The organism is Pseudomonas sp. GNP014, assembly GCF_054344005.1.
The window spans coordinates 3,678,444-3,699,696 of the sequence record NZ_JBTGUS010000001.1 but is presented as its reverse complement, the minus strand read 5'-3'; the positions used below and the strand labels follow the sequence as shown (position 1 = coordinate 3,699,696).

The 21,253-nt window shown below is 60.0% G+C and carries 18 protein-coding genes and 2 pseudogenes; 8 read left to right on the top strand and 12 right to left on the bottom strand.

All coding sequences use genetic code 11. The features are described 5' to 3' along the window. Position 1 precedes the first annotated feature (1 nt). A complete protein-coding gene (locus ACXX9E_RS16660; protein ID WP_222833182.1) occupies positions 2 to 544 on the top strand; it encodes a toxin-antitoxin system YwqK family antitoxin in 543 nt (180 codons plus the stop codon). A 1,409-nt stretch (positions 545 to 1,953) separates the two neighbouring features. Here the strand turns inward: ACXX9E_RS16660 and ACXX9E_RS16655 are convergent. Then, positions 1,954 to 2,354 (bottom strand): annotated as a pseudogene (locus tag ACXX9E_RS16655) (DUF4280 domain-containing protein). Positions 2,355 to 2,544: 190 nt separating this feature from the next. Here ACXX9E_RS16655 and ACXX9E_RS16650 point away from each other — a divergent pair. Then, positions 2,545 to 3,612, top strand: coding sequence for a phosphotransferase family protein (locus ACXX9E_RS16650; protein WP_186747643.1), 1,068 nt, complete (start codon positions 2,545 to 2,547; stop codon positions 3,610 to 3,612). Positions 3,613 to 3,634: 22 nt separating this feature from the next. Continuing rightward, positions 3,635 to 4,402, top strand: a complete 768-nt coding sequence (locus ACXX9E_RS16645; protein WP_041480848.1) for an SDR family oxidoreductase — start codon at positions 3,635 to 3,637, stop codon at positions 4,400 to 4,402. A 126-nt stretch (positions 4,403 to 4,528) separates the two neighbouring features. On the opposite strand, the gene ACXX9E_RS16640 is transcribed toward ACXX9E_RS16645, so the two are convergent. The 4 genes from ACXX9E_RS16640 to ACXX9E_RS16625 form a co-directional block, all read right to left on the bottom strand. After that, complete coding sequence (locus ACXX9E_RS16640; protein WP_123467662.1) at positions 4,529 to 5,131, bottom strand: trimeric intracellular cation channel family protein; 603 nt, start codon at positions 5,129 to 5,131, stop codon at positions 4,529 to 4,531. Between the two features lie 35 nt (positions 5,132 to 5,166). Further along, positions 5,167 to 5,388: a hypothetical protein gene (locus ACXX9E_RS16635; RefSeq protein WP_458555739.1), complete on the bottom strand. Its 222-nt coding sequence runs from the start codon at positions 5,386 to 5,388 to the stop codon at positions 5,167 to 5,169. A gap of 1,596 nt (positions 5,389 to 6,984) precedes the next feature. Further along, entirely contained in the window at positions 6,985 to 7,242 is a 258-nt protein-coding gene (locus ACXX9E_RS16630) for a DUF1652 domain-containing protein (RefSeq protein WP_123467658.1), read from the bottom strand. A 133-nt stretch (positions 7,243 to 7,375) separates the two neighbouring features. Then, positions 7,376 to 8,872: a helix-turn-helix transcriptional regulator gene (locus tag ACXX9E_RS16625; RefSeq protein ID WP_186747641.1), complete on the bottom strand. Its 1,497-nt coding sequence runs from the start codon at positions 8,870 to 8,872 to the stop codon at positions 7,376 to 7,378. Between the two features lie 195 nt (positions 8,873 to 9,067). On the opposite strand from ACXX9E_RS16625, the gene ACXX9E_RS16620 reads away from it, so the two are divergent. Beyond that, positions 9,068 to 9,259: a hypothetical protein gene (locus ACXX9E_RS16620; protein WP_128615405.1), complete on the top strand. Its 192-nt coding sequence runs from the start codon at positions 9,068 to 9,070 to the stop codon at positions 9,257 to 9,259. Between the two features lie 50 nt (positions 9,260 to 9,309). Here the strand turns inward: ACXX9E_RS16620 and ACXX9E_RS16615 are convergent, their stop codons facing one another. Beyond that, on the bottom strand, positions 9,310 to 9,756 hold the full coding sequence (locus tag ACXX9E_RS16615) for an NUDIX hydrolase (protein WP_458555738.1): 447 nt from the start codon (positions 9,754 to 9,756) through the stop codon (positions 9,310 to 9,312). 438 nt (positions 9,757 to 10,194) lie between these two features. On the opposite strand from ACXX9E_RS16615, the gene ACXX9E_RS16610 reads away from it, so the two are divergent. Next, complete coding sequence (locus ACXX9E_RS16610; RefSeq protein WP_123467650.1) at positions 10,195 to 10,623, top strand: nuclear transport factor 2 family protein; 429 nt, start codon at positions 10,195 to 10,197, stop codon at positions 10,621 to 10,623. 110 nt (positions 10,624 to 10,733) lie between these two features. Here the strand turns inward: ACXX9E_RS16610 and mqo are convergent, their stop codons facing one another. The 3 genes and pseudogenes from mqo to ACXX9E_RS16595 form a co-directional block, all read right to left on the bottom strand. After that, entirely contained in the window at positions 10,734 to 12,383 is a 1,650-nt protein-coding gene (mqo, locus tag ACXX9E_RS16605; RefSeq protein ID WP_128615404.1) for a malate dehydrogenase (quinone), read from the bottom strand. A 497-nt stretch (positions 12,384 to 12,880) separates the two neighbouring features. Beyond that, on the bottom strand, positions 12,881 to 13,606 hold the full coding sequence (locus tag ACXX9E_RS16600; RefSeq protein ID WP_371921311.1) for a methyl-accepting chemotaxis protein: 726 nt from the start codon (positions 13,604 to 13,606) through the stop codon (positions 12,881 to 12,883). Positions 13,607 to 13,738: 132 nt separating this feature from the next. Then, positions 13,739 to 14,494, bottom strand: a pseudogene (locus ACXX9E_RS16595) (MCP four helix bundle domain-containing protein); the annotation flags it as partial. A 235-nt stretch (positions 14,495 to 14,729) separates the two neighbouring features. Here ACXX9E_RS16595 and sodC point away from each other — a divergent pair. From sodC to ACXX9E_RS16580, 3 genes are all read left to right on the top strand, one after another. Then, positions 14,730 to 15,251: a superoxide dismutase family protein gene (gene sodC / locus ACXX9E_RS16590; protein ID WP_123467646.1), complete on the top strand. Its 522-nt coding sequence runs from the start codon at positions 14,730 to 14,732 to the stop codon at positions 15,249 to 15,251. A gap of 153 nt (positions 15,252 to 15,404) precedes the next feature. Further along, on the top strand, positions 15,405 to 15,719 hold the full coding sequence (locus ACXX9E_RS16585) for a DUF2388 domain-containing protein (RefSeq protein WP_025111286.1): 315 nt from the start codon (positions 15,405 to 15,407) through the stop codon (positions 15,717 to 15,719). An 80-nt stretch (positions 15,720 to 15,799) separates the two neighbouring features. Then, entirely contained in the window at positions 15,800 to 16,201 is a 402-nt protein-coding gene (locus ACXX9E_RS16580) for a hypothetical protein (RefSeq protein WP_185015820.1), read from the top strand. Here ACXX9E_RS16580 and ligD read toward each other — a convergent pair whose 3' ends face one another. From ligD to ACXX9E_RS16565, 3 genes are read right to left on the bottom strand one after another with little or no spacing between them, the layout of a single operon-like run. Beyond that, the gene (gene ligD / locus ACXX9E_RS16575; RefSeq protein ID WP_458555737.1) at positions 16,202 to 18,853 is read right to left on the bottom strand and encodes a DNA ligase D; all 2,652 of its coding nucleotides are present in this window, start codon (positions 18,851 to 18,853) and stop codon (positions 16,202 to 16,204) included. Between the two features lie 17 nt (positions 18,854 to 18,870). Further along, positions 18,871 to 19,824: a methyltransferase gene (locus tag ACXX9E_RS16570; protein WP_458555736.1), complete on the bottom strand. Its 954-nt coding sequence runs from the start codon at positions 19,822 to 19,824 to the stop codon at positions 18,871 to 18,873. 11 nt (positions 19,825 to 19,835) lie between these two features. Then, positions 19,836 to 21,212 carry an iron-containing redox enzyme family protein gene (locus tag ACXX9E_RS16565; protein WP_458555735.1) on the bottom strand — a complete coding sequence of 459 codons (1,377 nt, stop codon included), beginning with the start codon at positions 21,210 to 21,212 and terminating at the stop codon, positions 19,836 to 19,838. Positions 21,213 to 21,253: the final 41 nt, after the last annotated feature.

Below are 21,253 nucleotides of genomic sequence, written 5' to 3'. Positions count from 1 at the left end.
CATGGCGATCACACCGCTGGATCTGCAGCAGGATGACAAGCAGCTCAAGGGGCGTCTGCAGGACGGCCAGCTCGACGGGCCGCTGCAGATCAAGGATGACGGGCGCAAGCAGGCAGACCTCAACTACAGCGCCGGGGTGCTGCAAGGGACCTCCCTGCTCTATCACCCCAATGGCAAGGTCTCGGCGCAGATGCCATTTGTGCGCGACAAGGTGCAAGGCGTCGCGAGTTTCTATTCCGCAGAGGGCTGGTTGCAACGCAAGGCGACCTACCGCCGTGGGTTGCTGCATGGCGAGGCGTTCAATTACTTTCCTGACGGACAAGTGGCTGAGGCGGAGTTTTATCGCGATGGTGTGCGTGAGGGGCGTTATCAGCGCTTTCATCCCAATGGCAAACCGGCGGCCGAGGCGCGGTATGTGAACGGGCAGTTGCTGGAGCCGGAGCAAGGCTTTGCCGAGGACGGCCGGCCGCTGGGAGCGGATGGCAAGCCGATTTCGCGGGTGCGTTGGTGGTATCGGCAGTGGGCGGATCCGCAGCAGACCTGAGAACCTCGAAGAGCCCCTCACCCTAGCCCTCTCCCCGAGGGAGAGGGAACTGATTGGGGGAGATTGGCGAGTTACGCCGACGTGAAAGGTATGCAGTGAATCCATAATCGACTCGGTCGTTCAGGTCGATGTATCGCGACAGACACCTTGGTCGGCTCACTCTCCCCGAGGGAGAGGGAACTGATCGGGGGAGATTGGCGAGTTACGCCGGCGTGAAAGGTATGCAGTGAATCCATCATCGACTCGGTCGTTCAGGTCGAATGTTATCGCGACAGACATCTTGGTCGGCTCACTCTCCCCGAGGGAGAGGGAACTGATCGGGGGAGATTGGCGAGTTACGCCGGCGTGAAAGGTATGCAGTGAATCCATTATCGGCTCGGTCGTTCAGGTCGATGTATCGCGACAGACATCTTGGTCGGCCCCCTCTCCGCGAGAGAGAGAGGGAACTGATCGGGGGAGATTGGCGGAGTTATGCCGGCGTGAAAGGTATGCAGTGAATCCATCATCGGCTCGGTCGTTCAGGTCGATGTATCGCGGCAAACACCTTGGTCGGCTCACTCTGCCTCTCCCCGACGAAGAGGGAACTGATCGGGGGAGATTGGCGAGTTACGCCGACGTGAAGGGTATGCAGTGAATCCATCATCGACTCGGTCGTTCAGGTCGATGTATTGCGATAAACACCTTGGTCGGCTCACTCACCCTCTCCCCGAGGGAGAGGGAACTGATCGGGGGAGATTGGCGAGTTATGCCGACGTGAAAGGTATGCAGTGAATCCATCATCGACTCGGTCGTTCAGGTCGGTGTATCGCGACAGACACCTTGGTCGGCTCACTCTGCCTCTCCCCGACGAAGAGGGAACTGATCGGGGGAGATTGGCGAGTTACGCCGACGTGAAAGGTATGCAGTGAATCCATTATCGACTCGGTCGTTCAGGTCGATGTATTGCGACAGACATCTTGGTCGGCCCCCTCTCCGCGAGAGAGAGAGGGGAACTGATCGGGGGAGATTGGCGAGTTATGCCGGCGTGAAAGGTATGCAGTGAATCCATCATCGACTCGGTCGTTCAGGTCGATGTATCGCGACAGACATCTTGGTCGGCTCACTCTCCCCGAGGGAGAGGGAACTGATCGGGGGAGATTGGCGAGTTACGCCGGCGTGAAAGGTATGCAGTGAATCCATCATCGGCTCGGTCGTTCAGGTCGATGTATTGCGATAGACACCTTGGTTGGCTCACTCACCCTCTCCCCGACGGAGAGGGAACTGATCGGCGCAGATTGGCGAGTTATGCCGGCGTGAAAGGTATGCAGTGAATCCATCATCGACTCGGTCGTTCAGGTCGATGTATCGCGCCAGACACCTTGGTCGGCCCCCTCTCCCTCTGGGAGAGGGCTGGGGTGAGGGTTAGCGGTTCAGGGGATGAGCATCTGCATCTGCCCCGGCATGGCGATTTTGATCACCCCCGCCCAGTTGCACATCAAAGTGCTGTTGGCATCAATCGCCGGCATGCCGCCCAATAACAACGTCGGCGCGCCACCGGGGTACTCCGACCGGCGTGGCCGTCGCCGGAATGCACGGCATCGGCGTCAACACCCCAAGCGCCGCAGCGGTTGCCGCTGCCACCATCGGGTTGGCCATGCTCATGCACACTCCGAACGGCAGGATATTGACCAGCGGGATGTGATCCATGATGTTCGCCGCCGGCATACCGCCGGTCAGCGTGCGGTTCACTGGCAGCACATTGAGCATCGACGGCGCGGCGCCAAAGCTGCATTGCAATGTGGCGGTGTGCACAGACTTGCGGACAGCCCATTTCCCGACTCCTTCGTGGACACGGCATACCCGCTAAACCTTAGTCTGCTGCGGCTCCTCGCGCACATTCCCAAAGGTGATTATCCGGCAACACGCTAACCTATAAGACCGACCCGCGCTTGTGACCGCCCGAGCGCGCCATTAGATTAGCCAATGATGTCTGGCCTCCAAAATAAGCAGAAGGGATAAGCATGGCGCTTACTGACCAGTCCACCCGTATCCGCTCTGGCGAAGAACTCGATGCCAGCCTGATTGATCCGTACCTCAAGGCGCATATTCCGGGCCTGAGCGGCTTACCTGCGATCAGCCAGTTTCCCGGCGGCGCGTCGAACCTGACCTACCTGCTGGAATACCCGGAGCAGGAGTTCGTCCTGCGCCGTCCGCCGTTCGGCCACAAGGCCAAATCCGCCCACGACATGGGCCGCGAATTTCGTATCCTCAATCAATTGCGCGACGGTTTTCCGTACTGCCCGAAAGCCTACGTGCACTGCACCGACGAAGCGGTGATCGGCGCCGAGTTCTACGTGATGGAACGGGTCAAGGGCATCATCCTGCGCTCGGAACTGCCGCCGGAGCTGGGCCTCGATGCGGCGAAAACCGAAGCACTGTGCAAAAGCTTCATTGACCGCTTCGTCGAACTGCACCGCGTCGACTACAACGCTTGCGGCCTCGGCGATCTGGGCAAGCCGGAAGGCTACGTTGCCCGTCAGATCAAGGGCTGGAGCGAACGCTACGAAAAAGCCCTGACCCCGGACGCACCGCACTGGGAAGCCGTCAAAGCCTGGCTCAACGACAAGATGCCGGCCGATCACCCGACCTCGAGCATCGTCCACAACGACTACCGCTTCGACAACGTCATCCTCGACCCGGACAACCCGATGCAAATCATCGGCGTGCTCGACTGGGAACTGACCACCCTCGGCGATCCGCTGATGGACCTGGGCAACACCCTCGCCTACTGGATCGAAGCCGGCGACCCGGCACCGGTGCAACTGATGCGCCGTCAGCCGAGCCACGCGCCAGGCATGCTCACCCGCCGCGAGTTCGTAGACTACTACGCCGAACGCTCGGGCATCCAGATCGACAATTTCGACTTCTACTACACCTACGGTCTGTTCCGCCTGGCCGGCATCGTGCAGCAGATCTACTACCGCTTCTACCATGGCCAGACCCAGGACAAACGCTTCGCGCAGTTCATTCACATGAACAAACTGCTGGAGCAGATGAGCCTGCAGGTCATTGCGAAATCGAGCCTCTGACGGCCCACACCAAGGAACCCCTATGTCCAAGACTCAGTTGTTCGACCTCGACGGCAAGATCGCTTTTGTTTCCGGCGCCAGCCGTGGCATCGGTGAAGCCATCGCCAAACTGCTGGCCCAGCAAGGCGCCCACGTGATCGTTTCGAGCCGCAAGCTCGAAGGCTGCCAGCACGTCGCCGATGCGATCATCGCCGCCGGCGGCAAAGCCACCGCAGTGGCCTGCCATATCGGTGAAATGGAACAGATCAGCCAGGTGTTCGCCGGGATCAAGGAACAGTTCGGCCGCCTGGATATTCTGGTGAACAACGCTGCGACCAACCCGCAGTTCTGCAACGTGCTCGACACCGATCTGGGTGCGTTCCAGAAGACTGTCGATGTAAACATCCGCGGCTATTTCTTCATGTCGGTCGAAGCCGGCAAGCTGATGCGCGAGAACGGTGGTGGCAGCATCATCAACGTCGCGTCGATCAACGGCATTTCGCCGGGGATCTTCCAGGGCATCTACTCGGTGACCAAGGCTGCTGTGATCAACATGACCAAGGTCTTCGCCAAGGAATGCGCGCAATTCGGCATCCGCTGCAACGCCCTGCTGCCGGGCCTGACCGACACCAAATTCGCCTCGGCGCTGGTGAAGAACGATGCAATCCTCAAGCAGGCGCTGACGCAAATTCCGCTCAAGCGTGTGGCTGATCCGAGTGAAATGGCCGGGGCGGTGCTGTACCTGGCGAGTGATGCGTCGAGCTACACCACCGGGGTTGCGCTGAATGTGGACGGTGGGTTTCTGTCCTGATTTAAACGGCAAATGATTAACCCTGTGGGAGCGAGCTTGCTCGCGAAGGCGTAGTGTCAATCGACAATGATTGGGTTGACACACCGCATTCGCGAGCAAGCTCGCTCCCACAGGTCGTTGCTTGAATCAGGCATCGAGGACTTTCGGTAACTGCCAGCCGAAATGCACCGAGAGCAACCGCAGCGTCAGACACGCCGCTCCCGCCAGCAACGCCGCCGCTACCGGCGAAACGCCCAGCCTGCGGCCCATGATCAACACCGCTGCACCGACAAACGCCGAACTGGCATACAAATCCGCCTGCAACACCACGGGTATCCGCGCCAGCACAATGTCGCGAATCACCCCGCCACCGACGCCGGTGATCGTGCCCATCAGCATCGCCACAAACGGCGTGATCCCGAAATTCAACGCCTTCTGCGCCCCGGCCACGGCAAACAGCGCCAGCCCCGCCGCGTCCAGTACGATCAGGGTTGAACCGGACCAGCCCAACACCTGCTCATGACAGACAAACGCCAGCCCGCCCATGAAAAACGCCAGCGCCGGATAACGCCAGTCGGCCACGGCGTTCGGCGGCGTGGCACCGATCAGCACGTCACGGGTCACCCCGCCGCCAAGCGCGACAATAAACGCAATCACCATCACCCCGAGCAAATCGAGCCGACTGTGCATTGCCGCAATCGCACCCTCGACAGCAAACACCGCCGTACCGGCCAGGTCGGCCACCAGCACAATTTGCTCAACCCGAGACTTGCGCCCCGCCGGCGCTATTGAGTGACGCAACGGGTCGTGGTGATGTGACGAGTGATCTGCCCGTCGACATACATGTCGCCGGCCACTTGAGTGTCCTCAAGCACCTGACAGGTGCGTACCGGCGGCGGAGGCGGCGCGGCCGGTGGAGGTGGCGGCGGACTGGCGCAACCGGCCAGCAACGCTACGGAAAAAACCAGCGACAACGGCGAACACACGCGTTTCCCAAGATTGTTCATAGGACGACCCGCGATAAAGGGAGACCCACTCCCGCGCACAACCCAACACGGAAGACCTGACCACTCATTCTTTATAGCCGAGCCCCCTGTAACCGCCAGTAAACCCGCCGCCGAAGACATGCCTGGCTGTCGATTTTGCTTTTCGGCACAGCCGAACCCTGGTCGGCTGTCAGGCCGCCATCGCCAGCAGGCTGGCTCCTACAGTTGGATTGGGTGCGTTCCGTTAGAGCATGGTCGGTTATCAGGCCGCCTTCGCTGGCAAGCCAGCTCCCACAGTTGGTTTGGGTGCGTTCCGTTAGAGCATGGTCGGCTGTCAGGCCGCCTTCGCTGGCAAGCCAGCTCCCACAGTTGGTTTGAGTGCATTCAGTTAGAGGATGGTCGGCTGTCAGGCCGCCATCGCTGGCAAGCCAGCTCCCACAGTTGGTTTGAGTGCATTCAGTTAGAGCATGGTCGGCTGTCAGGCCGCCTTCGCTGGCCAGCCAGCTCCCACAGTTGGTTTGAGTGCATTCAGTTAGAGCATGGTCGGCTGTCAGGCCGCCATCGCTGGCAAGCCAGCTCCCACAGTTGGATTGGGTGCGTTCCGTTAGAGCATGGTCGGCTGTCAGGCCGCCTTCGCTGGCAAGCCAGCTCCCACAGTTGGTTTGAGTGCATTCAGTTAGAGCATGGTCGGCTGTCAGGCCGCCTTCGCTGGCCAGCCAGCTCCCACAGTTGGTTTGAGTGCATTCAGTTAGAGGATGATCGGCTGTCAGGCCGCCTTCGCTGGCAAGCCAGCTCCCACAGATGGTTTGAGTGCATTCAGTTAGAGGATGGTCGGCTGTCAGGCCGCCATCGCCAGCAAGCTGGCTCCTACAGTTGGATTGGGTGCATTCAGTTAGAGAAAGGTCGGCTGTCAGGCCGCCTTCGCTGGCAAGCCAGCTCCCACAGTTGGTTTGAGTGCATTCAGTTAGAGGATGGTCGGCTGTCAGGCCGCCTTCGCTGGCAAGCCAGCTCCCACAGTTGGTTTGAGTGCATTCAGTTAGAGCATGGTCGGCTGTCAGGCCGCCTTCGCTGGCCAGCCAGCTCCCACAGTTGGTTTGAGTGCATTCAGTTAGAGCATGGTCGGCTGTCAGGCCGCCATCGCTGGCAAGCCAGCTCCCACAGTTGGTTTGGGTGCGTTCCGTTAGAGCATGGTCGGCTGTCAGGCCGCCGCTGTCTCCCACAATAACCGAGCCAACCAATAGGCCGAGTGTCAGCTCGCCTGCTTTTGATCTTGATCTTGATCTTCAGGCCCCTTCGGCAGGCTGAGTGGAGGGATTCATCCGGGGGGCAGGCGCGGAGCGCCGTGCGGCGAAGCCGCATACATCGAGAGGAGGTGCAGCGAAGCAAACCGGAGGCGATGCCCCCGGATGAAACCCGCAACGAAGGAACCCCGAGCCCCAGCGAGCGGGCCGAACGCTGGGGCAAGCCTTTTTTTGCTTACTTTTTTGAGGCGTTTGTCAAAAAAGTGAGTCGCCGTAAGGGCGAAACCGCCCGCCGCCACACCCCAAAAAACGGATATACACCCAAACCCCAAGAACATGGTCGGCCCAAAGGCCGCCAAGTCTCATACCCCCAACCCTAGGCCAAATCAGGATCCCGAGAAGAGCGCAAAGAAAAACTCTCAAGCTCATACCGCAACTCGTCAATCAACCCCTGCACCGCCTCAGGCGTACGCAGAGAATCCAGCTTCAACCCACTGATCACCAGATCGACCTGCCCCGACCCCGGGTGATAAAGCTTCACCGTCAAGGAATGGTCACCATCCACCAGACATTCGCACGCCAGCGGTGAAAAGCTGTGTTCCAGCCGCGCGCGCAACTGCGCAATATTCATCATGGGGCTGTTCCTATAGTTACTTCGAAGGGACGCGATCCCGAACCGAATGGCTCGTATCGCACCCCACCAGACTAAGAACAGCCCCCTTGAGCCAACACCTCCATTTGCACTGATTCAACTAGTGCATTTGCACCTACCGCTGATTCTTGCTGCTCCACTCACCGGAAAACAGCCCACGCTCCCGCGCCCAGACAATCGCCTCGCTGCGGCTATGCACATCGAGTTTGGAATACACCGTCGCCACATGATTGCGCACCGTGTTCGGCGCCAGTTTCAGTCGCGCTGCAATCTCCTTGTCAGCCAGCCCTTCACAGATCAACCCCAGCACATCGCGTTCACGCGCCGTGAGATCGGTGAACGAAACACTCGGCAGTTGTGGCGCGTTGATCTTCTTCACATTGGCCAGCTTCTCAATCAGCGTGCGGCTGAACCAGGAGGCATCTTTCATCACCTCTTCAATTGCCGCGACCAGTTCAAGCTCGGTGCGTTTGCGCTCGGTGATGTCCATCAGCACCAGCAAATAACAGCGCGTGTCCTGAATGTTGACGGTATCGGCGGACACCGCGCACTCAAGCAACTCCACATCCTTCTTGCGGACCCGCACATCGACCCGATCAATCCGGCCGTTCTGCTCCAGCGCCGTCAACAACCGCGACCGGGTGCTGCTGTCGTCGATGAAACCCAGCTGCGTCACGGTTTTGCCCAGCACCTCTGCGCTGTCATACGCCAGCGTGTCGAGGAACGCCTGGTTGACATCAATCACCTGTTGCTCGTCGGCGCTGCAAATCAGAATCGGCACCGGGCTCAGCCGAAATGCCTTGGCGAAGCGCTCCTCGCTCTGGCGCAGCGCCACTTCGGCCTTGCGTCGCAACTCCATATCGACGAAGGAAAACAGCATGCAATCCTCATCGTTGAGCGTCAGCGGCTGCCCGGCCACGATCACTTGCTTGTTGCTGCCATCAGGCAAGCGCAGTTCGGCTTGCATCTGCGGGATGGTCGCGACATCACGCAAGCGCTGGATCGCCAGGTCTCGGTGTTCGGCCTGCTCGAAAATGTCGATTTCGTAGGAGGAAGTGCCAATCACCTGATCGCGGGTGTAGCCGGTCATCTCCAGAAACCCCGGATTGACCTTGATGTAGCGCAAGTCGCTGAGACGACAGATCACCGCCGGTGCCGGGTTGGCGTTGAAGGTCCTTTCGAAACGCTGCTCGGCGTTAGCCCAGTCGGTGACGTCGCTCATGATCAGCACCAGCGACTCGGGCTGACCTTCGCGGTTGGTGAGCACCATGCTGCGCACGTTGTGCACCCAGACGCGCTCCGGGTCATCGACGGCGGACACTTCGATCAGCACATCACTGAACACCTCGCAGCGAGCGACGCGGCTGATCGGATAGTTCTCCGGTGGCAGGGTGTGGTTATTGCGATAGCGCAGGCTGAAGCGCTTGGCGTATTCGCCGGCACTCGTGCCCAGCTCACCAATCCGGCTGACCCCGTGCATGGCCAGCGCCGCTTCGTTGGCCCAGAGAATGCTCTGATCCAGCTCCAGCAGAATCACCCCGTCCGACAAACCGGCGATGATCTGTTGCAACTGGCGACGATTGGTTTCGGTGGTCAAGACTTCCTGGCTCATTGGATCTCCACAGGTAATACGCGTGTGAAGATTACGACCGCAGCCGCCCGCGATCGTGCCACCCTCTTCACCCCCACCCCACTCCTACAGGAGATCGCAGCGCATTCGCGACTTCAGGGTTTGTCATCTAGAGTTACTACCTCATCGGATAGAGCCCCTGCCCGCAACACCGGGCTCTTTTTCAAGGAGAGACTGATGACGTCGCGTCGCAACATCGAACAGACCTACCGCACCTGGTCCAGCCCGATCCTGCTGGAGCTGAAAAAGCGTGAGCACCAAATGGCGCCAATCGAGCGCCAGGCCCTTGAAAATGTATTGGTGGAAAGAAGGTTGCTGGACGTTGGCAACCCGGACGGTATTGAACGTCGCCGAAACAGCGGTGACTGACAGATCGCTATCGCGAGCAAGTTCGCGATAGCGTCACCCCTCAACTGGGCTCAGCGGAGCAAGCCGGCGTTCTTCAGCAGTTCGTGCAAGCCTTTCGGCACCAACGGCGCGTGCTCGCTGAAGCTTGAGCTGTCATGCCAGCGCGCGGTGAAGGGCGCGCCGTCGCTTTCATGGCCATCGATCTGTGCGTGGTGGTATACGCCCGGATCGATAAACGTCGCGTCGTATACCTGGACAATTTCGTGCCCCGGTTTGCCGTTGTAGACGAACAGGCTTTCGAGTGTGCCGAGCAGGCGCATATCCGTCATGGACAGCCGCAACTCCTCCTGCACTTCGCGCACGATGGTTTCGGCGCTCGTCTCGCCGAATTCGATACCGCCACCGACAGGCCGAAAGCAGGTTTGCTCGCTCACCGGGTCGCGAAATTCGTTAACCAGAATTTTGCCGTTGTGATGAAAAACACAAAGTGCGAGTGCGCGGATGCGGTGTTCGGCCATGGCTGAAGTCCATTTACAGGTGTGGGGCGCGGCATTTAAACATGCTTTGCGCGACACTCCTGTGGCCGTCATTTGAAAAGGGTCGCCTCAGACCGGCGAAATCGTCGCGAGCAGGCCGATCAGAATGGTCAGTGTCAGGAATCCACCCAGAAAAATCGCCATCTTGTTCATGTTGCTCTCCTCAATGCTGAGCTTGCGGTGCACTGGGCGCTTCGGGATGAAGAACTGCCGCGAGTGACCGAACTGCCGGGGCATTTTGAGCGTATGACTGCGCCGGTTACAGAGGCAGATCCAGTGAAAAAATACGGATCAGATGCTCATCTGATCCGCTTGGGCCATGGGCGGATATTCAGATTGCGGCACGAGGGTTCAATTTCGGCGTGGTTGATCTAGAGTCATTGCCGTCGCAAGAACAAAAAGAAAAACTCTGGAGTGAAGATGACCGACCTGAACCTGCAACCCAATGTCGCCGTATCGCTAGGCAAATGGCACGAAATGATCCGCACCGGCAACCTCAGCGCCCTGCCCGGTTTACTCGATCCGCAAGCCGTGTTCCGCTCGCCGATGGCCCACACGCCCTACCCCGGCGCGCCGGTGGTGTCGATGATCCTCAACACCGTCTTCGAGGTGTTTGAGGATTTCCACTATCACCGGGAACTGGCGACTGCCGATGGCTTGAATGTGATTCTGGAGTTCAGTGCGAAAGTCGGGACGAAAGAACTGAAAGGCATCGACATGATTCGCTTTGACGAAAGCGGCAAGATTGTCGAGTTTGAAGTGATGGTACGGCCCCTGAGCGGATTACAGGCCTTGGGCGAAGAGATGGGACGGCGCCTGGGTGTCTATCTGGCCAAGGCCAAATCCTGAGCACGGTGGGAGCAGCCTCGTTTCACTCGACAGCACCTGCAAAACGCTTAGCCACAAAAAAGCCCACTGACCGTCGCCGGTTCAGTGGGCTTTGTGTGTCAGGCGTCTGGTTACAGCGCCATGTCACGTGCAGCGTTTTCCTTCGGAGCCTTGGCCTTGTCAGCCGCAGCATCGACTGCCGGAGCAGCGACCTGACCGATCACCGGAGGCGTCGGCAGTTCGAGGATCTTGGCAGTGTAAGCCCACTCTGCAGCCACTTTGGCTGGATCGCTGTTCAGCTGAGTACCGTAGCTTGGAACGATCTGGTGCAGCTTGGTTTGCCACTCAGGGGTCGCGACTTTGTCCTTGAAGACTTTCTGCAGCACGCTCAGCATGATCGGTGCAGCGGTCGACGCGCCTGGCGATGCGCCCAGCAGACCAGCGATGGTGCCGTCTTGTGCAGCAACGATTTCGGTGCCCAGTTTCAGCACGCCGCCCGCGGCTTCATCACGCTTGATGATTTGCACGCGCTGGCCGGCTTGCCACAGGCGCCAGTCTTCGGCTTTGGCGTTCGGGAAGTATTCCTTCAGCGCGTTCAGACGGTCTTCATCCGACAGCATCAGTTGGCCAGCAAGGTACTCGACCAGCGGGTATTCCTTGATGCCGACCTTGGTCATAGGCCAGATGTTGTGGGTGGTGGTGCTGGTCAGCAGGTCCAGGTACGAGCCTTCTTTGAGGAACTTGGTGCTGAAGGTCGCGAATGGGCCAAACAGGATGACACGCTTGCCGTCCAGGACACGGGTGTCCAGGTGCGGAACGGACATCGGTGGGGCGCCAACCGACGCTTTACCGTAGGCCTTGGCCAGGTGCTGTTCAGCGATGGCCGGGTTATCGGTCACCAGGAACGAACCACCAACCGGGAAGCCCGCGTATTCCTTGGCTTCAGGAATGCCCGACTTCTGCAGCAGGTGCAGCGCGCCGCCGCCAGCGCCGATGAACACGAACTTGGCGTCGGTTTCGGTTTTGCTGCCGTCTTTCAGGTTTTTGTAGCTGACGCGCCAAGTGCCATCGGCATTCTTGGTGATGTCCTGGACTTCGCTCGACAGTTTCAGGTCGAAGTTAGGCTTGGTCTGCAGGTAAGCGGCGAACTGGCGGGTGATTTCGCCGAAGTTCATGTCGGTACCCAGCGGGCTCCAGGTGGCCGCGATTTTCTGGTTCGGGTCACGCCCTTCCATCATCAGCGGAACCCACTTCTTGATCACAGCCGGGTCTTCGGAGTACTGCATACCGGCGAACAGCGGGCTCGCCTGCAGGGCTTCGTAGCGCTTTTTCAGGAACTTGATGTTGTCATCACCCCACACGAAGCTCATGTGCGGCGTGGTGTTGATGAACGAGCGAGGGTTCTTCAGAACGCCTTGCTGAACCTGCCAGGCCCAGAACTGACGGGAGACCTGGAACGCTTCGTTGATCTCGACAGCTTTCGGGATCGTGACGTTGCCTTTGTCGTCTTCCGGGGTGTAGTTCAGCTCGGCGAGCGCCGAGTGACCGGTACCGGCGTTGTTCCAGCCGTTGGAGCTTTCCAGGGCGACGCCGTCGAGACGCTCGACCATTTCCATCGACCAGCTCGGCTCCAGCTCATTGATCCACACACCCAGGGTGGTGCTCATGATGCCGCCGCCAATCAGCAGTACATCGACTTTCTTCGGGTCTTGAGCATTGGCGGAAGACATCCCCATCGCCAAAGCCAGCCCCAGCAGGGCTGTGTTCACTTTTTTAAACATCTGTTGCACCTATGATAAAACGCCTTCCGCCCGCCGCTGTTATCAGTATGCGATCCGCTTTGATGACGCTCAGGCTCGCGTCGCAGATTCCGGCACACTTCAATTTTGACGGGTGGGCACACAAGGCCGACATGCCGCATCGACCTCAGTTAATGTCCCTTCTGAACTGACTTCTTATCATTATTGGCTCAGCTACTTGAGCGACAGGGATTCCGTCAGCCCGCCCGAAGGCAAGCAAACTGAATAAGGTCAAACCAAGTTGGCGCGAAGAATATCACGTCAGGGCAAACCCGCGCGTCTGTTCCCGACTTGATGGTCTTTTTCCGCTGTGGGAATTATCGGCCGGCAAACGCTGAACATGAACCCGACGCTGGCTCTGGCTGAAGCCTTCAAACGATCCACGGGGTCGATATTCACACGACAAAACCCCGTGGGAGCGGGCTTTCCCGCTAAGGGGCCCATTCCGGCAGCGCAGGCTGACTTGACTCACGGCAGCCTTACAGACGAAACCGATCCACCGACTGCGCCAACTGCCCTGCCAGGCTCGACAACTCATCGGTGGTATTCGCCGTTTGCCCGATCACCCGGCTATTGCCCTCGGACATCCCCGCAATCATCTCCACCTGATGAGCGATTTCATTGCTCGCCTGGCTCTGTTCGCCAATGGTGCGGGTGATGTCGTTGACCAGCTGTGTCGTGCTCAGCGTGGCCTGCAGAATTTCCCGAATCGCCCGTTCGACGTCCGCCGTCACTGCCATGCCCTTGTCGACCTGCGCCACACCGGCCTCCATGCTGCTGACCGCCTCGCGGGTGCTGTGCTGGATGCGCGCGACCATCGCGGCAATTTCCTGGGTCGAGGCGCTGGTTCGCGCCGCCAGACTGCGCACTTCATCCGCCACAACCGCGAAGCCCCGGCCCTGTTCGCCGGCCCGGGCTGCCTCGATCGCGGCATTGAGCGCCAGCAGGTTGGTCTGATCGGCAATGCCTTTGATCACCTGAATAATGTTGAAGATGCCTTCGGATTCCTGATCCAGCGTACGAATTACCTGCGCCGACTGTTGCGCCGAGCGGGCAATGTCGTCCATGTCGCTGACCACTTGATGGATGACCTGCCCGCCATTCTTTGCCAGTGATTCAGCCTGATTGGCCATGCTCAGGGCGCGTTCGGCATGGCGGGTGATTTCCTCGATGCTCGCGGTCATCTGGCTGGCAGCCGCGGCCATGGTGCCGGCGGCGACGCTTTGTTGCTGGCTGCTGTCGGCGACCTGATGGCAACCGTGGCTCAGTTGTTCGCTCATACCGCTGACGCCGTGGGCGTTGCGTCGCACCACGTCGATCATGTTGCGCAAATCGCGCTGCATGGTCGCCAGTGTGCGGATCAGCGCACTGGCTTCATCCTTGCCGGTCGGTTCGATGATCGGCTCGCCGAGGTTGCCATGGGCGATGCTTTCGGCAATGTGACTGGCGGACTTCAGCGGGCCCATGATGCTCAGGATGACCCAGCGCCCTTGCGCCAACAGCAGTAACAGGCTGGCGATCAGCACCACGCCGAGGGCGATGTTGGCATTGCGGATCGCCGCTTCAGTCGCCGCACTGGTCTGCTGCGTGTTGGATTCGATCAATTCACTCAACGCAGCCATCTGCTCTTCCAGCTGGCCGAAGGCGGTGTTGAAGGTGCCCAGTTCCTGCTGCGCGGCGTCCGGGTTGTCCAACGCCAGCCCGACGATGCGCTCACCAGCATTGATGTAGGTATCGAGATTCGGCTTGATCTGTTCCAGCGCCGTGCGCAGCGTCGGGTTGATCGGCAACTTGAGGTTGTCATCGAGCACTTCCCGGAAGTGCCCGGCATGCTCATTGATCGAGTCACGCACCTCGGTCGCTGTACTGGTGCTCTTGCCCAACCCGACCAACATCGCCGAGTAGACATCGGCGCGCAGGGCGTCGTGCATCATGTCGGCTTCCATGTGGTTGCGCAGTGCGCTCATGCTCACCGCATTGTCGCTGACCGCCGAAGCCATTCGCACGTTGCCGACATAACTGACCAGACTCACGATCAACGCCGTCAGCAGGCTGGTAACAATCAGCAACACTAAACGCAGTTTGATCGACACCGTAATGTTCTCCCCCTTCGCCACGCCCGCAAGCGCCTGTCAGATCTTCAGTTAAGCCTATTTACGCGGGTCTGCCGTGCCAGAACGTGACAGCAGGTGTCTGCGCGCGGGAGAAACGCGGTAAAACTTTCGGATTGCGCGGCAAGTCTCACTTTGCACACCTTCATCGCGGGTTAATACCGCCGGGCTATTGAGTCCGGCGTTCAAAACACTCAGGCAGCAAAAGGAAACGCTTATGAAACGCGCACTGTGGTTGGGATTGCTAGGCACCTTCGCCATTGGTACGGCTCAGGCAGCCACCGAAAAAGTCGCCATCAATCTGGTCAGTGCCAATGGCGCGCCGCAGGCCATCGGCTCGATTACGGTCAGTGAGACGCCGTATGGCCTGTTGTTCACCCCGGACCTGAAATCCCTGCCGGCCGGCGTACATGGCTTCCATGTCCATGAAAACGGCAGTTGCGAAGCCGGCATGAAGGATGGCGTGAAAGGCGCCGCACTGGCCGCCGGAGGGCACTTCGACCCGCAGAAAACCGGCAAACACCTCGGCCCTTATGCCGATGGCCATCTGGGTGACCTGCCGGCGGTTTACGTGACCGCCGACGGCATGGCCAACTATCCGGTGCTGGCACCGCGCCTGAAGACAATCTCCCAGATCAAGGGTCACGCGCTGATGATCCACGCCGGCGGCGACAATCACTCCGACCAGCCGAAACCTTTGGGCGGTGGCGGCGATCGCATGGCCTGCGGGGTGATCTGAGCGCGCGTGAACCCGGGCAACCCTTAACGGTGTTGCCCGAGTCTTTTTTGCATTCACACAGACTTTAGCGCCCTACGGAACTCCGCCCCACCGCGCCCCTCTCACACTATGCAGTATTTCCTTTTTGCTTCGCGCTTGTGGAGGAACACCGTCATGCGCAAGTTAGTGCTCGTTTCTTCTTTACTCTTATGCCTGCCGGTCGGTTCGGCGCTGGCCCGCGTCGATGCGGGTGATGTTGCCACCTCGGCGGGTGTCTCCGCGTCGCTGTACTCGACCTTCAAGGATCACAAGATGGTGATCCCGGCCCGTGACGACTTGTCTGCATTTGTCGCCAGCGGCGGGGCCATCCGTGGGGTTTATCTTGAGTCGGTCTTGCAACAGGTGCGTCACGACAACCCCGGTCTCAACGCCAGCGATGAAGACCTCGCCAATGCGATTCTGGTGCATTACGAAGGTCTGAATCAGTAGCCGTCAGGGATGACGCGGCCGATGGATGGCCGCTGACGGCGCATAGGCAAAACTGTCCGACGGCCTCTATGATGGAGGCCATGACGACTTCTGTGCCCCTGCGCTCACCCTGCCCGCCCGGCGCCTGCAATTGCGGGCGCGATCCGTTGCTGGAAACGCCCGGCGCGGATGTGCGCATCCTGCGCCTGACCCGCGAGGAAGAAAAACGCCTGCTGGCGCGTCTGGAGAGGCTCAAGGATCTTGCCGATCTGCGACACCTGCAACAGCGCATGTTCGAGCAACTGGGGATTCGCGTCGATGTCGCGCCCGGTTTCAACGAAGTGCGCACCATGCGCGGCATCGCCATTCAAATTGATGAGTTGCCGGGACTCTGTCGCAAGACACGTGCGGCAATCCCGGCAGCGATTCGTCGCGGCCTGGAAAATCATCCGCAAATCGCCTTCGAACTGCTCAACGCCCACGACTTGCTGCGTGATACCTGATCACGGGTGCATGCCGACCCGTTTGCGCATCTGTACGGTGATGCTCTGACGGGTTTTCTTCATGTCTGCCCAAGGTTCGTCGCCGACCTCAGCCAGGCGCTCGTGAACATTGTGGATGTTCCACTGGTTGCCGCCCTTGATCTCGGCGACCTCCTCACGAAACAGCGGCACCGACACCGGCAAGCCCTCACGGGTACGCGCCGCGTAGGCGCAAATGGTGGTGGCCCCCAGACCGTTGCGCAGGTAGTCGATGAAGATCCGTCCGACGCGGTTTTTCGGCCCTGACACCGCCGAAAAACGATCCGGCAACAGCTTGGCGATGTGGCTGACGATCGCGTGGCTGAAGTCCTTGACCTCGTCCCAGCCGAGCTTACGGGTCAGCGGTACGACCAGATGGATACCCTTGCCGCCACTGGTTTTCAGAAAGGCCTTGAGGCCCAGCTCATCGAGCACTGTTAGCGTCAGCGCAGTGGCTTCGACCATGCTTTTCCACGGCAGCGCCGGGTCTGGGTCGAGGTCGAGGACGAAGCGATCGGGCTTGTCCAGATCGACTGTGGTGGCATTCCAGGTGTGCAGTTCGACCGTGCTCATCTGCACCGCGCCGATCAACGCTTCAGCATTGTTGATCAACATCACGGGCTGACCGGTGACATCCTTGTCCAGCGTTGTGATGCCAGGAATCGCCAGCCGCTCGGCATTTTTCTGGAAGAACAGTTCGCCGGCGATACCCTCCGGAGCACGCACCAACGCCACCGGGCGATCCTTGAGTTGCGGCAGAATCCATTCGGCGACGCTGGCGTAGTACTCGGCCAGTTGCATCTTGGTGGTGCCGCTGACGGCGTCGATCACCCGGTCCGGGTGAGTGATGCGCACCTTGCCATTGGCCAGGTCCCGTTGTGACGGCACGGTTTTCGCTTTGCTCGCAGCGGCTTCTGTTGCCGGTTTTTTTGCGCCTTTTTTGCTGGTGGAAGGCTTGCTGGCGGAAGGCTTGCTGGCGGAAGCCTTGCTGTCGGAGGCCTTGGTTCTGGATGTCTTCACGGGCGTCGCTCGCTCTTCGGTAATGTCCTTGGCCGGCTTGTCATCGCGCAGGCCATGGAACACTGCGTGGCGCACCGAACCGTCCTGGGTCATTTCGGCGAACGCGACTTCGGCGAGCAATTTCGGTTTCAACCAATGCACGCCCTTGGCTTCGAAACCGCTCGGTGGATTGACCACGGCGGCTTTCTTTACCTGCAAGGGTTTGAGCTGGCCCAGGAGGGTTTTCAACGTGGTCTCGTTGAAACCGGTGCCGACCTTGCCGGCATAGCGCAGTTCACCCCTGTCGCGGTCATGCAGGCCCAGCAACAAGGCGCCGAAAGCACTGCGCGAGCCTTTCGGATCGGTGTAGCCGACGATCACGAATTCCTGCCGGTGTTTGCATTTGAGTTTGATCCAGTCGCCACTGCGGCGGGACACATAAGGCGAGCCGAGGCGTTTGCCGATCACGCCCTCCATCTGCATCTGGCAGGCGCTGTTGAGCAGTGCCTCCGGGGTTTCATCGAACGCCTCGGAGAACCGCAGCAACGGTTGTTCATGGGCACCGAGCACTGTGGACAGGGCCGCGCGGCGCTCCTCGACCGGCACTTCGCGCAGGTCGACGCCGTTGAGATACGGCAGATCGAACAGGTAATAAAGAATGTTGCCGCTGCGTCCGCTCTCGAAGGCGTTTTGCAGCGCCTGGAAATCCGGCACGCCGTGTTCATCGGCAACGACCATTTCGCCATCGAGCCACGCCGATTCGAGACCCAGCGCGGCCAGCGCCGCGGCTTGTTGCGCCAGTTTGTGCGTCCAGTCATGGCCATTGCGTGTGAACAGTTGCACCTGGTCACCGTCGATCCGCGCCATGATCCGGTAACCGTCGAACTTGATCTCGTAACTCCACTGGCCCTGCGGCGCACTGTCGACCAGCGTCGCCAGTTGCGGTTTGAGCGAGGCAGGCATTTTCGCCTTATGCGCCCCGCCGAGCGTGGCGCTGGTCGGCTTGCGTGATGGGGTCTTAGTCTTTTTCGCCGTTTTGCTGGTTTCGGCCGCCAGTTTGGGTTTGCCGACAATTGTCCGCTCACTCAATACGCTGTCCGGCTCGGCGACCAGTACGTCGTAATCCTCCTGCGGGCGGGCGGCACTGTCCTGATGCTTGATCAGAAACCAGTTCTCTTTCTTGCCCGGCATGTGCGTGCGCACCAGATTCCAGATCCCGGCGAGTTTCTCGCCTTGCAGTTCGAACTTGAGCTTGCCTTTGGCGTAGGCTTTTTGCGGGTCTTCCAGCGGGATCCACACGCCACGATCCCAGACAATCACATCCCCGGCGCCGTAGTGCCCCTCGGGAATGCTGCCCTCGAAGGTGGCGTAATCAAGCGGGTGATCCTCGACATGCACCGCCAGGCGCTTGACCTTGGGGTCGAGTGACGGGCCCTTGGGCACCGCCCAGCTTTTCAGCGCACCGTCGAGTTCCAGGCGAAAGTCATAATGCAGGTGCGACGCGTCGTGCTTCTGGATGCAGAACTGCAAGGCGTGGTTGCCGGCGGTTTTGCGTCCCGGGCGCTTGACGGCGGCAGGCTCCGAGGTCGCCGAGAAATCGCGCATGCGGTTGTAGTCGTCGAGGTTCCTGGTCATCGCACACCTGCCTTGTTTCAGCCAATTCGGGTCACGGTCAGCGCCACCACGGCAATCCGGTCAACCCGCTGATAGCCGGGGTTGAGCAACTCCTCGCCGAAGACATCGGGATCGAGTTCGCGGTAGGTCCAGCCAAAGCGCTTTTGATCCAGGCGCGGCAGCACCGTGTCGAGAAACGGATCGTGGCCATCGACCATTGCCACGCCGGTGTAGAGCAACAGCGAACCTCCGGGTGTGAGGCGATTCAGTGATTGCTCGACGATGCGCAGCGACAGCCCGGCGCCCAGGGTACCGCCGCCATGTCGATAGGCGCGTGCCGCCGGATCGGCCATATACGGTGGGTTGGCGACGATCAGGTCGAACTCCCCCTCGACCCCCTGCAACAGATCGCTGGCGCAGGCTTCGACGTTGGCCACCTCGGCCAGCGCCGCGTTGATCGTGGTCAGGCGCAGCGCGGCGGGATTGATGTCCAGCGCCAGCACTTGCGCTTCACGCCGCGCCCGGCCGATAAGGATCGCGCCGACCCCGGCGCCGCAGCCGATATCGACGGCGCGTTTGACCGGGGCAAAATTCTGCTGCAGGTGAGCGTGAATCAGTTGCGCAAACCGATAGGTGTCGGGGCCGAAAAACACCGCGTCGGCGGCGTCGGTGGGGAACGCCGAATGCACAAACAGCAAGTCATCCAGACTCGACCAGCGCACCCGGCTCTTGAAGCAACCGGCGTAATTGTCGATGACCTGAGCGTCCTGCAGTTGCTGCAGTTCATCGGCGGACAACAGCCCTGCTTCAAATGGCCGCGACCAGCCGAATACATCGCGCAGGGAATCGACCGCCTGGCCTTCGTTGCGCTGGTTGACCCGTTGGTGGGTCAGCGGGGTGGGCGTGATAAAACGATAACCGTCGGCTTGCAGGCGGCGGCCCAGTTGCAACAGTGCAAGATCATCGGCGCACAGTGAATCTTCCTGAATCATTGGGTCGCTCCTTAAGGCAGGCGGGATTTGAGTTCGATAAAGCGGCGAGTGGCGAGCAATCCGGCCGGATGCGCATGCCGCGCCGGCGCCAGCCACGGGATCAACAGCGCCATTTGCGCGTGATCGTCCTGGCCTTGCAGCGCTGCGTTCAATTGCTGGAGATCGGGATCCTGCTTGGGAATGACCGCGGGTGCCAAAGTCTGGCCATGGCGTCGAGCGGGTTTCACCGCTTTCGGGGATGTCCAGCTGCCGGCAATCCAGTCGTGCAACAGTTGTTTTTCATAGGCGTTGAACACGCCGAACATCGCGGCGCCATCGCCGCAGATCAGTTGCCAGAAGCGACTGGCTTGCGGGTCTTGATTGCGCTTGATCCAGCCTTTGTCTTGCATGGCCTGAAGGAAACCGGGCAACTGCTCCGGCGTCGCCAGCCACTGATTGACGGTCTGGCCTTCAAAACGGCAATAGTCCGAATGCAGGTGCTGGCCGAACGGCCGCTTGCGCTCGAGCATCGCCAGCAACTCGCGCTCAAGATCGAAGCCTTCAATGATCGCGCGACTGCCCTGGCCCAGATCGTTGAGGCGATAGCCCAAAGAAACCCGCCGCAGAAACTCGCTGCGATCGGCTTCCAGCGGCAGCAGGTCGAGCACAGCCTGCACGGCTTTTTGCGCATGCCCGGTGCTGGCGTTATCAATGGTCACGTGCAGAGTGAAATAGTACGGATTGATGCCCAGTTCGCTGAGTTCGTAACTGCTGATCAGCAGGTGCAGCGGCAATTGTTCGTAGCCGAGGTTGTAGCCAATCACCTCCGGCAGACAGTCCATGCCGCCAAGCCCCAGCGCCAGTTGCAGCGCGCCTTGCAGGTAGTGTTCATCGGCGATGGCGGCGCTTTCCTGCAGGTCGTGATCGGCCAACAGTTTGCGGTAAATCACCACATGATTCTGCGCCGGATTGCCCTCGCCAAGTTCTTCCAGATAGGTGCTCAACAGTCCCGCGAAACGCGGGTCGTGCCACTGCGGCAAAAGGCCGGACAGCCAGGCACCATCGACCAGTTTGGTCGGTGCGACGGCTTGCAGAAAGTACAGCGCCTGAGCCTTGTTGCTGAAGTACTGCCGTGGGCCGCCTGCCTGGCGTTGTTGCAGGTAATCGGCGTATCGCCGGGCGACCTCGTTACAGTGCGCGGTCATCCACTCATGCCAGCGCCCAGGATCGCGTGGCAAGGTTTCAGCGATATCTGCGGCCTGTTGCAACTGCTCCTGCAAAAAAGCGTGAGCACGTTCCCGGGGATTTTCATCGCGCAGCAGCGCTTCATACAGCTGCCGCAGATTGCCGGCAGGATGGAGCGCTTGCGATTGTGCCGGCGCAGAAGGCAGGCGAGTCAGGACAGTCATGGCTAAATTCTCGGTCGATTGGCAGGACGCTGATTCACACG

What these genes read in the sequence shown, in the direction of transcription:
- ACXX9E_RS16650 (WP_186747643.1), top strand. Translation starts at nt 2,545, where the DNA reads ATGGCGCTTACTGACCAGTCCACCCGTATCCGCTCTGGCGAAGAACTC.
- ACXX9E_RS16630 (WP_123467658.1), bottom strand. Translation starts at nt 7,242, where the DNA reads ATGATGAATATTGCGCAGTTGCGCGCGCGGCTGGAACACAGCTTTTCA.
- ACXX9E_RS16580 (WP_185015820.1), top strand. Translation starts at nt 15,800, where the DNA reads ATGACGACTTCTGTGCCCCTGCGCTCACCCTGCCCGCCCGGCGCCTGC.
- ACXX9E_RS16620 (WP_128615405.1), top strand. Translation starts at nt 9,068, where the DNA reads ATGACGTCGCGTCGCAACATCGAACAGACCTACCGCACCTGGTCCAGC.
- mqo (WP_128615404.1), bottom strand. Translation starts at nt 12,383, where the DNA reads ATGTTTAAAAAAGTGAACACAGCCCTGCTGGGGCTGGCTTTGGCGATG.
- ACXX9E_RS16585 (WP_025111286.1), top strand. Translation starts at nt 15,405, where the DNA reads ATGCGCAAGTTAGTGCTCGTTTCTTCTTTACTCTTATGCCTGCCGGTC.
- ACXX9E_RS16635 (WP_458555739.1), bottom strand. Translation starts at nt 5,388, where the DNA reads ATGAACAATCTTGGGAAACGCGTGTGTTCGCCGTTGTCGCTGGTTTTT.
- ACXX9E_RS16625 (WP_186747641.1), bottom strand. Translation starts at nt 8,872, where the DNA reads ATGAGCCAGGAAGTCTTGACCACCGAAACCAATCGTCGCCAGTTGCAA.
- sodC (WP_123467646.1), top strand. Translation starts at nt 14,730, where the DNA reads ATGAAACGCGCACTGTGGTTGGGATTGCTAGGCACCTTCGCCATTGGT.
- ligD (WP_458555737.1), bottom strand. Translation starts at nt 18,853, where the DNA reads ATGACCAGGAACCTCGACGACTACAACCGCATGCGCGATTTCTCGGCG.
- ACXX9E_RS16600 (WP_371921311.1), bottom strand. Translation starts at nt 13,606, where the DNA reads ATGGCCGCGGCTGCCAGCCAGATGACCGCGAGCATCGAGGAAATCACC.
- ACXX9E_RS16570 (WP_458555736.1), bottom strand. Translation starts at nt 19,824, where the DNA reads ATGATTCAGGAAGATTCACTGTGCGCCGATGATCTTGCACTGTTGCAA.
- ACXX9E_RS16615 (WP_458555738.1), bottom strand. Translation starts at nt 9,756, where the DNA reads ATGGCCGAACACCGCATCCGCGCACTCGCACTTTGTGTTTTTCATCAC.
- ACXX9E_RS16610 (WP_123467650.1), top strand. Translation starts at nt 10,195, where the DNA reads ATGACCGACCTGAACCTGCAACCCAATGTCGCCGTATCGCTAGGCAAA.
- ACXX9E_RS16660 (WP_222833182.1), top strand. Translation starts at nt 2, where the DNA reads ATGGCGATCACACCGCTGGATCTGCAGCAGGATGACAAGCAGCTCAAG.
- ACXX9E_RS16645 (WP_041480848.1), top strand. Translation starts at nt 3,635, where the DNA reads ATGTCCAAGACTCAGTTGTTCGACCTCGACGGCAAGATCGCTTTTGTT.
- ACXX9E_RS16565 (WP_458555735.1), bottom strand. Translation starts at nt 21,212, where the DNA reads ATGACTGTCCTGACTCGCCTGCCTTCTGCGCCGGCACAATCGCAAGCG.